General features: G+C 61.1%; 12 protein-coding genes. 6 read left to right on the top strand and 6 right to left on the bottom strand.

The window, feature by feature from the left end:
- Positions 1 to 99: 99 nt before the first annotated feature.
- Positions 100 to 1764: an MASE1 domain-containing protein gene (locus DWU98_RS19535; RefSeq protein ID WP_158545126.1), complete on the top strand. Its 1665-nt coding sequence runs from the start codon at positions 100 to 102 to the stop codon at positions 1762 to 1764.
- Between the two features lie 37 nt (positions 1765 to 1801).
- Here DWU98_RS19535 and DWU98_RS19530 read toward each other — a convergent pair whose 3' ends face one another.
- Positions 1802 to 2257 carry a hypothetical protein gene (locus DWU98_RS19530; RefSeq protein WP_115497262.1) on the bottom strand — a complete coding sequence of 152 codons (456 nt, stop codon included), beginning with the start codon at positions 2255 to 2257 and terminating at the stop codon, positions 1802 to 1804.
- 188 nt (positions 2258 to 2445) lie between these two features.
- Between DWU98_RS19530 and DWU98_RS19525 the strand changes: the two genes are divergently transcribed.
- Positions 2446 to 2979, top strand: coding sequence for a GNAT family N-acetyltransferase (locus tag DWU98_RS19525; RefSeq protein ID WP_115497261.1), 534 nt, complete (start codon positions 2446 to 2448; stop codon positions 2977 to 2979).
- 137 nt (positions 2980 to 3116) lie between these two features.
- Here DWU98_RS19525 and DWU98_RS19520 read toward each other — a convergent pair whose 3' ends face one another.
- The gene (locus tag DWU98_RS19520) at positions 3117 to 3899 is read right to left on the bottom strand and encodes an SDR family oxidoreductase (RefSeq protein WP_115497260.1); all 783 of its coding nucleotides are present in this window, start codon (positions 3897 to 3899) and stop codon (positions 3117 to 3119) included.
- 79 nt (positions 3900 to 3978) lie between these two features.
- On the opposite strand from DWU98_RS19520, the gene DWU98_RS19515 reads away from it, so the two are divergent.
- Complete coding sequence (locus tag DWU98_RS19515) at positions 3979 to 4200, top strand: hypothetical protein (protein WP_115497309.1); 222 nt, start codon at positions 3979 to 3981, stop codon at positions 4198 to 4200.
- Between the two features lie 78 nt (positions 4201 to 4278).
- Positions 4279 to 5103 carry an ABC transporter ATP-binding protein gene (locus DWU98_RS19510; protein ID WP_115497259.1) on the top strand — a complete coding sequence of 275 codons (825 nt, stop codon included), beginning with the start codon at positions 4279 to 4281 and terminating at the stop codon, positions 5101 to 5103.
- A gap of 185 nt (positions 5104 to 5288) precedes the next feature.
- Here DWU98_RS19510 and sppA read toward each other — a convergent pair whose 3' ends face one another.
- A complete protein-coding gene (sppA, locus tag DWU98_RS19505; RefSeq protein WP_115497258.1) occupies positions 5289 to 7166 on the bottom strand; it encodes a signal peptide peptidase SppA in 1878 nt (625 codons plus the stop codon).
- Between the two features lie 40 nt (positions 7167 to 7206).
- Positions 7207 to 8613 carry an MATE family efflux transporter gene (locus DWU98_RS19500; RefSeq protein ID WP_115497257.1) on the bottom strand — a complete coding sequence of 469 codons (1407 nt, stop codon included), beginning with the start codon at positions 8611 to 8613 and terminating at the stop codon, positions 7207 to 7209.
- 135 nt (positions 8614 to 8748) lie between these two features.
- Here DWU98_RS19500 and DWU98_RS19495 point away from each other — a divergent pair, with 135 nt between their 5' ends.
- Positions 8749 to 9903, top strand: a complete 1155-nt coding sequence (locus DWU98_RS19495; protein ID WP_115497256.1) for a DUF3667 domain-containing protein — start codon at positions 8749 to 8751, stop codon at positions 9901 to 9903.
- A 386-nt stretch (positions 9904 to 10289) separates the two neighbouring features.
- Complete coding sequence (locus tag DWU98_RS19490; RefSeq protein ID WP_115497308.1) at positions 10290 to 12464, top strand: primosomal protein N'; 2175 nt, start codon at positions 10290 to 10292, stop codon at positions 12462 to 12464.
- A 49-nt stretch (positions 12465 to 12513) separates the two neighbouring features.
- On the opposite strand, the gene DWU98_RS19485 is transcribed toward DWU98_RS19490, so the two are convergent.
- Together DWU98_RS19485 and DWU98_RS22030 are read right to left on the bottom strand one after the other, a co-directional pair.
- Positions 12514 to 13263, bottom strand: coding sequence for a hypothetical protein (locus tag DWU98_RS19485; protein WP_147293390.1), 750 nt, complete (start codon positions 13261 to 13263; stop codon positions 12514 to 12516).
- Positions 13264 to 13981: 718 nt separating this feature from the next.
- Positions 13982 to 14330: hypothetical protein (locus DWU98_RS22030; protein ID WP_230474956.1), on the bottom strand; the 349-nt coding region annotated here is incomplete at its 5' end.

Genomic DNA, 14330 nt, shown 5'->3' with positions numbered 1-14330 from the left:
CTTCCATCGGCAATGGCAGCCCTTCAATAGTTGCCTGCTGTCCTGCCGCCCCATAACAAAGGGGTTGCAATGTGGCGCTATCACAGGGATCTGGAACGCATGATCACACCATTCATCCGTCGACACCTCGCAGCCCATCATTGGGACATACATGCCTTGGTTGCGCTGGGTTACGCGGTGATTTACCTGCTCATCGTCCGAATGCTGGCTCAGGCCCCGTGGCCGTTTGCGTATGGGCTTCGTGTTGCTTGCTTGTTTTTGGTGCCGTATCGCTACTGGCCAGCATTGGCGTTGGGTGAGCTGTTGCCATTGGGTTATCACAATGCCCAGCACTTCAGTGATTACGGCTGGGCCTGGTGTGTCGTTGCATCCATTCCCCCCATCGTTCTCGGCATGCCTGTAGTGGGATGGTTTCGCAAGCGTGCTGCCTTGTTTCCAGAACGCCGACTAGTGGATATCAGCAAGCTTCTTTATTGCACGTTGATCCTGTCGACACTGTGGGCCATCACGGCATACTTGCGCCTGTTCACGCTGCACCTGCCTACCGGTTCGTACCCAATTCCCGCCGGAGCACTGTTCTTTTACTGGATCAATCACTACATGGTGCTGGTTCTCTTTGTGCCCTGGGTGGTCATGGTCCGCATGGGAGACAATGACGGCTCTTGGCGACTACCCACGATTCGTGAACTCGCACTTAGCCCGCTCGCACGCGATACGGCAATCACCGTGCTGGCACTGGTTTGCCTGATGGCGCTGCATCACGTCGCCACTGACCCTTCCAAGTCAGCCATGCTGATGTCTTTGTTTCTACCGGCTGCGTGGCTGACCCTCCGGCGCGGTTGGCGGGCTGCTGTGCTGGGCGGCACGCTCTCGCTGATCAGCATGAGCGCCTTGGTGCCGTTTGCATGGAAACCGAGTGCGGGCGGCACTTTCGAACCCCAGGTGTTCATGGCCTTGGCCATGACTAGCCTGTATGTCTTTGGGGCACATATCTCTGCGCAATGGCGCCTTCGGGAACACGCGCAGCGCACTGCACAAGCAAACCAAGAGGCCATCCGTGAGGGGCTACTGTTTGGCGAGTTTCGCCTGCAGCAGACATCCCAAGCATTGGAATCGGTGGTGGACGTGCTGCGCATCGATCACGCCAACGTGCTGGCCCGCTTCGTGCCCGAGGCGGAAAAAAACCACTACAGTAAGGAAGCCATGCAACTGCATGCGCAGGTCTACCGTCTGGCCGAAAGCATCCACCCCAGCGCCTGGCGCCAGCGCGGGCTGGATGCCGCGCTGGGCGAAACTGTCGCCCAGGCGCTCGCCGAAGCCGGCATCGGCTACAGCTGCCAGACGCCGGGGCGCGGCCTGCGCTTTCTCTCACAAGCCGCGCAGGCCGGCCTGTATCGCACAGCCTGCGAGGTGGTCGCCTTCATCAGTGCGTCGCCGGCATGCGATGGCGTAAGCCTAACAATCCGCTCCGGTCGGTATCGTGGTGTACGGTGGGTCGCCTTACGTGGCAAAGCCACGCGCAATGCAGCACATGTGGCCACGGCATTGCTGCTTTCGCAGGAACGCGAACGCCTAGCGCCCAAGCTAGGCGCACGCATGAACTCTCTCGATGAACTCAGACAATTCGTGCGCGTGTTCGATGGCACGCTACGGTTTCGCCAGATACCCGAAGGTGTTGGCCTGTCCGTCTTACTGTGCGACGGATCACTGCCGTCCTCGGTGCAAACCGGAGAAGCGACGCCACTTCGCCTGTGGGTTAAATAGCGACGATGCAGCAGTTCGGCTTGACGTTGGGTAACAGTCAATACATCAGATTCTGATTATCAGCAGTCGGGTCGCCAGCTACCATTTCAACACGAAACTCCACTGTCCCATCGTTCTGCGGCTCAGCCGTCACAGTGATCTCATCGTCACGATAGAGCGTCTGCGCGGAACTACTTTCCTTAGCACCCGGCGCTGCCACGGTCGTGTGCTCAGCATCCACACCCACCGGCAAAGGAAACACCACCGTGCCCGCACGACCGAACGCGGCATGCACGCGGCCGCTTTGATCATTGACCTGCACGTACCTGACGCCATCGCGTTCGAACGTATACACATGCCAATACGGGCTGGCGCTCTGATCAGCGACATTCGGCCATGACTCACCCAGCCCGGTGGATGGCCGATGGTCGTGCGCGGCAACGGCGGCGACGTGCCCCGCGATAAGCGTCGCGAGAAAAACCTTACGAACAAGATGGTGCGATGTGCGGAACATAATGCGTCCTCTGCGTAGTGGAAGAAACTCCCCGCGAGCAGGATGACCTAATCGGTAGCGCCACAAAAGACGACTTTTATGTGCGTCTTTGTCCGACATGTCGGACAGGTTTGCCGTACCGACGCTCAGCACCCAGTAGGCTAGTTTCGTAGATCGAACTCGTACGATGCGATCAGAAGGACAATTCGATGAATGTGCTGAAAACCCAGTTACGCAGATGGCGCGGACGACGCAGGCTTGCACGCCTTCCCTTCATCACGACCAAGACCACGGCGAACTACTACAAGACCTTTACCGCGCCGAACCCGGACATCCATGTCGTTATCTATAACCGGTCTGGCGACAAGGTCGGCACAGCGATCTACGCGGCATCGCCGCTTGACGACCGCGTTTACGTGTTCGACATCAAGATTGCGGAACACTTTCGGCGCAAAGGGTACGCAACCGCGCTGTTATGGCACCTCGCCCAAACATGCCATCAGCCGATTACCGCAATCAAAGAGTTGTCTGGTGCGTACCATTTTTGGCATGCCTCACGCCAGCTTGCGGGCGCAGGGCTCGTTGTCACGCAGCCGCTTTCTGTAAGCGAGATGGAAGACGAAGCCGCACGCTGGCAGCATCTGAAACCCGTTGCCAAACGCCTGGACAAGATCATTACCCAGCGACTGTGCGCGCAACGCGAGCCCTGGGCGGTAGCGGTAGGGCGAGGCTTCGATGGCTGAACCCATCACCCGCGTCGGAGGTGGCTGAGCAAAATCTGCGCAATGTCATGCAAGTGCTTGTCGCGCAAGCAATGTGAAAACTTGTCCACAGGCTTGTCACCAGGGTTTCCCCAACGGCTGTGGACAACTGCATTCCTTCAAAAGCCGTAGTTGAGGAATCCGCCATCGACCGCGAGCACGTGACCGGTGATGTAGCTCGCCGCAGGCAGGCACAGGAAAGCGATGGCCGCGGCCACTTCTTCCGGCTCGCCGATACGACGTAGTGGCGTGCGGTCGAGCACTTCATCCAGGTAATCGGTATCGGCCAGCGCGGGTTCCGAACGCTGCGTGCGGATGTACCAGGGCGCCACCGCATTCACGCGAATACCGTCGACAGCCCACTCGGCGGCGAGATTGCGCGTTAGCTGGTGGAGTGCGGCCTTGGTCATGCCATACGGCGAACCGGTGCGCACGTGCATGATGCCCGAGACCGAGCCGACATTCACGATCGCGGCATGCGCATGCTGGATAAGATGGGGGTGCGCGAGGCGGCACATTTCATACGCAGAGAAAAGGTTCTGCTCGAAGATGGTGCGGTACTCGGCTTCTTCGTAATCCAGCGTCGCCTTGGGCGTATTGCCGCCCGCATTGTTGACCAGGATCGACACGGGCATGTCCAGATCGGCCACCCAGTCGAACACCGCCAGCCGCTCTTCCGCCTCGCTGACATCGGCGGCAAACGCCAGGACTTCGATGCCGGGAAAATCGTCCGTCAATTCCACGCGCACCTGTTCCAGGTAGTCGTCATCGCGCGCCACCAACAACAGGTCCGCACCCAGGCTGGCGAGCTCGCGCGCCGTCGCATAGCCGATGCCTTTGCTGGCACCGGTGATGAGCGCGGTATGGTCCTGCAGCTGCCAGGCGTCGGTGCGGTTATTCATGCGCGCAGCTTACATGAATGGCGCTTGTTTGCAGCGGCATGTCGCGGGACACTCTGCCGATACCGTCCGAGGCCGCCTCATGAAAACCGCCATTGCCGTGCTCTGTCTGTTGACCCTGGGTGCCTGCAGCCACAAACCGCCCGCGCCGCAATCCGATCCAAGCGCGGCATCCACGCAGGCCCAAGTGAGCGCCCCGTGGGATGCCCTGAAACAGGATGAACAACGCGCCAAGGACGTAAGCAAGGCCGCCGCAAAGCAGGCCGCCGATGAGGACAAGCAGATTCAGGCGCAGACACAATAACGTTACCCAAGCACGGACGTCTGGACGTCTGTACGTCCATCGCTTGCCATCGCTATCCATTGCAGGCAAGGTTCGGGAATGAACCCCGATGCCTCCCGTCTTCAATCCCCGCCCCTGCTGGCCATGCATGAAGCCAGCGTCCTGCGCGGCGACCGCCTAATTCTCGATCGCCTGAGCCTGCGCTTGTCCGTGGGCCAGCACACCGCCATCCTGGGCGCGAATGGATCGGGCAAATCCACCTTGATCAAGCTCATCGCGCGCCAGATCTATCCGCTCGCGCGCGCGGATGGCGCAGCCACCATCCAGGTGTTTGGACGCGATCGCTGGAATGTGAGCGAGCTGCGCAGTCTTATCGGTATTGTTTCGCCCGCCGTGCAGACCGACTACACCAATGAGGATGCGCCGCTGGAAGTGTTCGATGCGGTCGTTTCCGGCTTTTTCGCCGCGCGCGGCCTGTGGACGGAACACGCGGTGACCAATGTCATGCGCCAAGATGCGCTGGAAGCGCTGTCGCAGGTGGATGCATCACACCTGACCGGTCGCCATCTGGGCAGTCTCTCTACCGGCGAGGCACGTCGAGTACTGATCGCGCGCGCATTGGTCCATCGTCCACGCGCATTGCTGCTGGACGAACCCTGCACCGGACTCGATCCAGCCAACCGTCGACGCTTTCTCGAAACCCTGCGCAAGCTTGCCCAACACGGCGTCACGCTCGTGCTGGTTACGCATCACGTGGAAGAAATCCTGCCGGAAATCGATCACGTGGTGGTGTTGCGCGAGGGACGCGTGCTGCATGCCGGCAACAAGGCCAGCGTGCTGACGAGCGAAGCACTGACGCAGGCCTTCGGCATGCCGATGCATGTGGCGCAGCAAGACGGGTATTACCACGCCAGCGTTGGCTGAGATGGAATACGGGATTCCCGTGGGTTTGTGTCGCCGTTTCGATTCGCTCTTGCCATGAACGCTGACCTTGCCTCACGTTATTCCGGCTTTCGCAGGAATGACGCCGGGCAAGATGAGGTTTTTCGCAGGCGTGGCTGCCCATTTTTTTAAGGCAGCCGTACGCTTTCCCGAACTCAACCGTACAATCAATGCGGCGAGCAAAAGCAATACGAATAAATATTCGGGTGCCCTGCTTCGGCCGAACGCAGCATGTTGAGCTCCGGCGCCAGCGCCGGCAATTGCGCCACCCAGGCCGGCAGCTTCACGCCGTAGTTCTGCATGCCAGCCAGCATCGCCGATTGATTGAAGCTCACGATGAAGCGCTCGAAGGCGCCCATGGGTGCCTCCTGGTAACGCACAGCGTAATGCTTGCCCAACTGTGCCAACCCGGCGGCTTTGCTGATCGCCGCGTCCAAACCACCCAGCTGGTCTACCAAACCGCGCTGCTGTGCCTGCTCACCAGTCCACACGCGCCCCTGTGCGATGGCATCGATGGCGGCGTAATCCTTGCCACGCGCTTGCGCTACACCACCGACGAAGTCGTGATAGCCCTTGTTGATAATGGACTGGATCACGGCGCCCACTTTCGGATCGAGTGGACGACTGATATCGAACGCACCGGCAAGCGGCGAGGTGCCCACGCCATCGGAGTTGATGCCAAGCTTGCTCAACGTGCCGGGCACGGTGAAATACATGCCGAAGATGCCGATCGAACCGGTGATGGTGTTCGGTTCGGCGAAAATACGATCGGCATTCATCGAGATCCAATAGCCGCCGCTGGCGGCCACATCGCCCATCGACACCACCACGGGGATGCCGGCCTTGCGTGTCAGCGCGACTTCGCGGCGGATTTCTTCGGCGGCATACACTTCGCCACCGGGTGAATCGACGCGCAGCACGAGCGCCTTGGTGCGCTTGTTTTCGCGCGCGCTACGAATCAACGCCGCCGTGGATTCCCCACCGATCGAACCCGGCGGCTGCTCGCCGGATGAAATGTCGCCCTCGGCCACGACCACGGTAACGGCATCTGCGCCCGGCTTGTCGCGGCTGGGAATGGATGCCGCGTAGCGATCCAGCGTGACGCCGCGGAAACCATGACCATCCTTGCCGGCAGGCACGCCTTGCGCGCGCAGCATGTCGATCACTTCATCGCGCGTGGCGATGCCATCGATCAGATGTTCATCCAGCGCCAGCTTGGGAAGATCGCCCTGCGCGGCAGCGAGGCGATCGGGCAAGTTGTCGATGTCCGATCGCACGTCGGCCGGATTAAGCTTGCGCAGTTTTGCGATCTCGTTGATGTAGCCGTCCCACAAACCACCCATCCAGTAACTGTCCGCTTCCTTGGATGCGGGCGATGCGTGATCGAGCACGAACGGCTCGGCCGCGCTTTTGAATTGACCCACGCGGAACAAGTAGACATTCACGCCCAGCTTGTCGAGCAGATCCTTGTAGAACAGGCGATAGTTGGAAAGGCCGGTGATGAGCAGGCCGCCTTGCGGATCAAGCAGGACGCGATCAGCATGCGCGGCGAGGTAATACTGGTATTGATCCAGATCCGGCGCCCACGCAATGATCGGTTTGCCGGCCGCGCGAAAACGATCCAGCGCCGCGCCGACTTCCGTCAACGCAGCAAAGCCGCCGCTCTGCAGTTGGCTCGGATCAAGCACGATGCGCGTGATGCGCGCATCCTTCGCCGCCGCATCGATGGCGCCCACCAAGTCACGCAGTTGCACTTCCTTGGCTTCGTTGCCGGAGAGCTTGGAGAAGGCGCGCTGCATGGGGCTGACGCTGAACTGTTCGACCAACCGTCCTTGCGGCCGCAGCACCAGCACGCTGGAGTCCTGGATTTCATTCAGATGCCGGGCTCCGCTGATGGCCACCATCATCAGAATGACCAGCGCCAGGAACGCGTAGAACGCCACGTTGATGACGACCAGCCGCACCATGTCCAGGACGCGTCCGAACGCGCACAGGAAAAGCCAGAATCCATTCGGTTGCCGGCGCAGAGGCGGAGGTGTGCTCATAGATCCTCAGGGTGCTTGGGTTGTACGCCAGCGTAGCCGGTTACGGGCTGATCGTCGCATCGGCGGCGTCCGACGCGACAGGGCCAAACGTCCCGGCCCGATGGCGAAAGGAACTGCGCCAGAACCGCACGAACAACAGTACGGCCGCCATGCTCAGGCCGGCGATCAGCCCCATCCAGATGCCCCGCGCACCGAGGTGCTGATGGAAGGCCAACCACCAACCCACCGGCATGCCCACCATCCAATAGGCGAACAGGGTGATCGCCATCGGTACGCGCGTGTCCTTCAAACCACGCAGCGCGCCGTTGGATGCCACCTGGATACCGTCGGAAAACTGGAACAGGCCCGCCAGCACCAGCAATTGTGCCGCCAGGCCGATCACGGTCCTGTCATGGGTATACAAGGAGGCGATCAGGTGCGGAAAGCCGAGCATCATCCCGGCCGAGATCGTCTGTGTGATCAACGTGAGGCCAATGCCGCAAAAGCCGGCATAGCGAATGCCGGGTGCATCGCCCCTGCCCACCGCATTGCCCACGCGCACCGTGATCGCCATCGCCAAACCCAGCGGCACCATGAAGAACAGCGCCGCCACGTTGAGCGCCACCTGGTGACTGGCCACCATGTCCTCGCCCATGGTGCCGATCATCAGCGCCGCCGCCACGAACAAGCCGCCTTCGGCCAGCAACGTGATCGCCATCGGCAGGCCGATGTGCACCAGCCGGCCGATGCGCTTGCGATCGGGCCATTCAAAATGTTCGAAGACGCCCAGCCCTTCGTAATTGCGGTGCACGAACACGTAGACGCCGAAAGCCAGCATTTCCAGCCATAGCACCGTGGCCGTGGCGATGCCGCAACCGCGCGCACCCTGCGGCGGCAGTCCCAGCTTGCCGAACATGAAGATGTAGCCCAGCGGCAATAGCAGCGCCAGGCCACCGAAACTGAAATACATCGACGGCCGCGTCATCGACAAACCTTCGGACAGGCCGCGCAACGCGAAGTAGCAGGTCATCGCCGGCGCGCCCCAGCTGATTGCGTGCAGGAATTCGTTCACGCCGGCATAGAGGCTCGGCGAAATGCCAATCAGTTTGAGCAAGGGTTCGGCGTGGCGCACCGCGAACCACAGCAGCACGCCCATGGCCAGCGCCAGCCAGATCGCCTGGTGAAACACCTCCCCCGCTTCATGCTTGCGGCCGGCGCCATCGAGCTGGGAAATCGACGGCGGCACCGCCATCATCATGCCGATGCCGCTGACCAGGGCCAGCGACCAGATGCTGGCACCCACCGCCACCGCGCCCAGCACGTGGGCGCTGACATGACCGGCGAGCACCGCGTCGATCACGTTGCTGCCGATGGCGGCGAGTTGGGCGAGGATCAGCGGAAGGGCGAGGCGCACGGTGGCGCCGATCTCCCGCCAGACCCGGGTTCGGTCGAGGTGGATGGGCTTCATAAACAGGCATGCTCCGGGCCGGACATTGTAGCTTGGCGCCGTGGATTGACGGACTCGGTGTCGTCATCCCTTCTCCCTATTCCCAATTTCCCGCTCACCCGCCAAGATTCAGCGCTGCACCAGGGGAACGCTCGCATGACGGATCTCACCTCCTACGAAGGCGCCCACTGCGCCAACTGCCAAGCCGCGCTGCAGGGCGAGTATTGCCATCACTGCGGCCAGTCCGTGCACAGCGTGCTGCGGCCGGTGCACGGCTTGTTCGAGGAATTCTTCGAGACCTTCCTGCATATCGACGGGCGCATCCTGCATACACTGCCCGCGCTGTTTTTGAAGCCGGGTTTTCTGACGCTGGAATATTTCAGCGGGCGGCGGGTGCGCTATATCGCGCCGTTCCGTCTGATGTTCGTGCTGTGCCTGTTGTCGTTCTTCGCGCTGCACCTGGCCACGGAGCTGGTTGCCCATCGTGTCGAACAGCGCGCGCAAGCATCGGCGCTGCTGGACAAGAGCCACGATTTTGCCGAAGCCACCACCCCGCACGAAGTAACGGAACTGCTCAATCAGCAGCTTCAGACGCTGGAAGCCACCCGTGCCCTTGGTAACACCGCCATCACCGCCCAGGTCAATCAAGCCGAGCAACGACTGCGTGAGCAAGCCAATGCGCGCCTGGCCGACCTCCACGCCCCGGCCATCGCCTCCTCCGCGCCCACGCCCATCGCGACCGACGGGGTAGAGAAGCCGGTACCTCCCGTACATATCAGCTGGCTGCCGGATTTCGCCAACGAACGCCTGACCGATTTTTCGCAGCAAGTGGTTACCAACGTTCGGTCGCTGAGCAAGCATCACGCCACCGTGGCGCAACGGCAGCAGGCCTGGGATCGTTTCGCCGCCGGCGCGTTCGGGGTGCTTCCCGGCACCATGCTGGTGCTGGTGCCCGTGTTCGCCTTGCTGCTGAAGCTGTTCTACGTGTTCAGGCGACGGCTCTACATGGAGCACCTGATCGTATCCCTGCACAGCCACGCCTTCCTGTTCGTGAGCCTGCTGCTGATCGTCATCAGCGGCATGCTCTCCACCTGGCTCAAGCCGCATGCCGCCTGGTTGGGGTATCCCATTGGATGGCTGCAGCTGCCACTGATGCTGTGGATCCCGGTGTACCTGCTGATCATGCAAAAACGCATTTACCGCCAGGGATGGGGCATGACGGTGGTCAAGTACTGGTTCATCGGCTGGTTCTACTTCTGGATGATGGTTTTTGCCCTGACCGTGGCCGCCGTGCTCGGACTGGCCCACTGATTGTCATCGTTTCAGGCACCCAAAGCCCGGTTTTGCACAGCGTCAAGGTATTGACATACGCGCGTGTCAAGCCGGTGAGGCAAGTTCGGACTATGTCGATGCTTCGTTTCAACTTATTGATACATATAAATATTTTAGGATGGTCAAAAGTTGAACAGCGTGTCACAAGAGCCGTTCTAATGCGCGAAATGAGCCCCTCTCAACGGCGCATCCACAGACTTATCCACAGCTCTTGTGGATAAACGAAAAATCGTGTGTTTGTGAGCCACTTAGCATTCTTTCCTAGATGACAGGGGAGCAATCGCGAGCAAGTCTCGGCCCTGACGCCTCTCATGGGATGGGGTGAGTGCGAGCGCGACAACGAACGCGCGATACACTCGCCCGCCATGCCCTCCGTGCTTCGCATCGCCCTCCCGGTTCCACTTCCCACCCTGTTCGACTACCTGCCGCCCGCCACCGGCGCGGCCGCAGTCGGCAGCCGCGTGCTGGTGCCCTTTGGACGCAGCAAGGCGGTGGGCGTGGTGGTGCAGGCGGATGTGCCCGCGCATGTCGGCAGCGCCAAGCTCAAGCGTGTGCTGCGCGTGCTGGACGATGCCCCGCTACTCGATGCGGAGTTGATGCAAACCCTTGCATGGGCCGCCGACTATTGGCTCGGCGCGCCCGGCGAGGCATACGCCAATGCGTTGCCCTTGTTGTTGCGCGAAGACAAAGCATTACCGGAAACCCAGGAACCGATCTGGCAGTTGACCATCGCCGGCTTGAGCGCGCTGGATGCCGGCAGCCGACGCGGCGGAAGTCGCGCGCTGCTGCAAGCGCTGCACGGCGGCCCGATGTCCGTGATGGAACTGGATGCCGCCTTGCCCGACTGGCGCGCGGCGGCGCGTCGATTGGCCGATGCCGGCCTGATCGAACGCGGCATGCCTTCCCTGACACCCGACTTCACACCTTCAGCGCCCCCGCCCGCCTTGCATCCCGAACAAGCAGCCGCCGTCAGCGCGGTGGCCGATGCGTTCGGCCGCTTCCAGCCGTTCCTGCTGGATGGCATCACCGGGAGCGGCAAGACCGAGGTGTACCTGGCGCTCATCGAGCGCACGTTGGCGCAAGGTCGGCAGGCGCTGCTACTGGTGCCGGAGATCGGCCTGGCGCCGCAAACCGTGCGCCGCTTGCGCGAGCGCTTGGGTGTACCGGTGGACGTGCTGCATTCCAACCTCGCCGAGGGCGAGCGCGCCCGTGCGTGGCTGCGCATGCGTTCGGGCGAGACGAAGGTGGTGCTGGGTACGCGCTCGGCCGTTTTCACGCCGCTGCCGCAGGCGGGGCTGATCATCGTCGATGAAGAGCACGACGGTGCGTACAAGCAACAAGAAGGCTTCCGCTATCACGCACGCGATCTGGCGCTGCTGCGCGGACGCGCCTTGCAGGTGCCGGTGCTGCTCGGTTCGGCCACACCCTCGCTGGAAAGCCTGGCGAACGCCGAAGCCGGCAGATATCACGCCCTGCACCTGCGCTCGCGACCGGCGGCCACGCATGCACCGCAGGTGCAGATCATCGACATGCGCGCGCAGCGGCTGGACCATGGTTTGTCGCCCGCGCTGCTTCACGCCGTCGGCGATGCGGTTGCGCGCGGCGAACAGGTACTGGTGTTTCGCAATCGCCGCGGTTACGCGCCGGTGCTGCTGTGCCATAGCTGCGGCTGGCATGCCGAATGCCCGCGCTGCGAACACCCGCTCACCCTACACGCCGCCTGGCGCAAGCTCGTGTGCCATCACTGCGACATGCAAACCGCGGTGCCATCGACCTGCCCGGCCTGCGGCAGCCAGGAGCTGAAAGCGCAAGGCCAAGGCACCGAGCGACTGGAAGAAGCGCTTACCACCCATTTTCCGCAGATACCCGTCCTGCGCATCGATCGCGAAACCACGCGCCGCCGCGATGCGTTCGAGCAATTGCTCGGCCATTTATCCACGGACGCGCCAGCGATTTTGGTCGGCACGCAGATGTTGGCCAAAGGCCACGACCTGCCCAATCTCACCCTCGTCGCCATCGTTGGCGTGGATGAAGGCTTGCTCAGCGTGGATTTCCGTGCCGGTGAACGCCTCGCACAACTGGTCGTGCAAGTAGCCGGGCGCGCAGGGCGCGCGCGCAAGCCGGGACGCGTGCTGCTGCAAACGCATCATCCCGATCATCCATTGCTGCACACACTGCTTGCGCAAGGGTATGCCGCCGCAGCGCAGGCTCTGCTCGCCGAACGCCGGCAAACGGGATTACCGCCCCATGGCCATCAAGTACTGCTGCGTTGCGAAGCACACCAGCGCGCTGCCGTGGATGCCTTTCTTTCCGACGCATGCGCTGCCCTGCCGGTAACCGATACCTTGCAGATCGCCGGCCCCATGCCAGCGCCGATGCCGCTGCGTGCCGGCCGTCAGCGCGGGCAACTGTTGATCGAATCAACCAGCCGCCGCGATCTGCACGCCGCCGTGCGCCCATGGTCGATGCACCTTGCGCAATTGCCCAGTGCGCGCAAAGTGCGCTGGTCGCTGGATGTGGATCCGATTGATCTGTATTGAGAGAGAAAACACGCAGTAAGCATGCGTGGCTTTCTCCTTGCCGTGTGCGTTAACCGTTCCAGCTCCACGGTATGTAATGCCACTGCTCGAAGTCCGGATCGAACAGCGCAAGCTGATTGGCCTGAATTTGCGAAGCATCGCCGCGCTCAAGCTCAAGGGACCGCAGTGCACTATTGCCAATACGTGCTATCCGCTGCGGCCCCCACTCCACCATCAACGCCATTGTCTCTTCCCACGCAAAGATGCCGGCACGTTCGCGGATGCGATTTACCTCGCTAACAGAGTCTTCGTCGATCTGGAACGTATGGGGTGCAGGTGCCCTGGCCCTCCTGACGTGTAACGTTCGCTGATAGCTGGCAAGTGCCCCATTTGGACGAGTGAGCAGTTTACCGTCGCGTGCTGGCCAACCAAGATGGACATGGGCGATATATCCCACACCTTCCGCGTCGAGGAATGCATCGCGCTGCACCAAGCCCGCTGACATCACGTGGTACGGACGGCCCAGCCGTCGCAGGTGAGCCTGCTCGATGATCGCGTCGATCAACGATAGATGACATAGCACGCCACCTTGCCATTCCTGAATTGGGCGGTAGACGCCCTTTTTCTTACGCGCGCATAGGACCAATACGTCCGGCTCCGCCAGAAAATTGCCCCCCATCAGTATGTGGGTGATTTCCGAAAGGTTTTGAATGGCCTTGTATCCAAATTTGTGCATATAAACTCTGCTTCCTGCCGTGCTTGCCAAGATTAAAATTGCTTCTACGCGCTCTTTAATCGCACGCAGATGCCAATACCCCACGACTATCGTACGAGTGGCCCGTAAATCAGAAGACGCTGGTCGGCCATTGATAAAATGTCGGCGGTGATATCAATCGGTGCAACATCATCGCCCATCCATTCATTTAAACAGGCCATTCAATTCACCTATTGATATTGCCGTATCACTTCGTCCATGCAATTCGTCAGATAGTCGCCATAGCGTTTCCGCGCGCCGCGCCGCATCATTCATCTCGAATCTATATTCATATAAAGCTCCTCTTTATATATCCGCCTCCCTCCTGATGATTGGATGCATCATTGCCCCATGCAGGATTGGCAACTTTCTGGAGGATAGAGAAAAAAGCGCCGACTTGACTCATGCTGAAATGCTTTGTAGCCAGCATTTGCGCTTACTTGCACAAGGCATCTGCCACGGTATTTATACCCGCCCCCACTCTTCTCGCTGCCCTACGCCCACGCCAGCAAATCGTGCTGCGATGCCAGCACGAGCGGCTTTGGGTTACATTCACAGTGGCATATGTCCCCATCCAAGGCCGGTTCGCGGTTCATCATGCGATCCCGGGGACGCGCACCTCTTGGTAAAATAATACCTGTCGCATTGCACGCCGGACATGACACTTTCGCACAGAGAAAGCTGAAGTTTCGGCCCAGCGCGCGGATGTCCGGATCACCGTCAAGAACCAGGCCCCCGCTTGTCGTTCGGTCGAACTGCATGATGTAAGCGCGTTGCCGCATGCTCATACCCCAATCCATTCCCAGATCACCATATCGCGCCCACCCTCGCTGATCACTTGTGACGGCGGCAGCGGCTCGCCTGCGCGCCTGCGAATCACTTCACTCAAGCCATCGTCGTAGGAAACGATCATATTGACCCGCGCGAACCAGCGCCCACTACGCGCACAGATGGCACCTGGCAATCCAAGCACGGACACACCCCGGTCGGCATACCAGATCCAGCCAGGGTGGCGCCCGTAGATGGCGTTGCCCTGCTCGTCCACCACGCCTTCCAGAACAGGCGCGGTGTCGCCCTTGTAAAACGCCCGCAGGAAGCGCCCACGTTGTTGGCTATCCGACACGGCGAGGTAA

The organism is Dyella monticola (assembly GCF_003363155.1).
GTDB classification, from domain to species: Bacteria; Pseudomonadota; Gammaproteobacteria; order Xanthomonadales; family Rhodanobacteraceae; genus Dyella_B; species Dyella_B monticola.
This window is presented reverse-complemented; position numbering and strand designations above follow the sequence as displayed.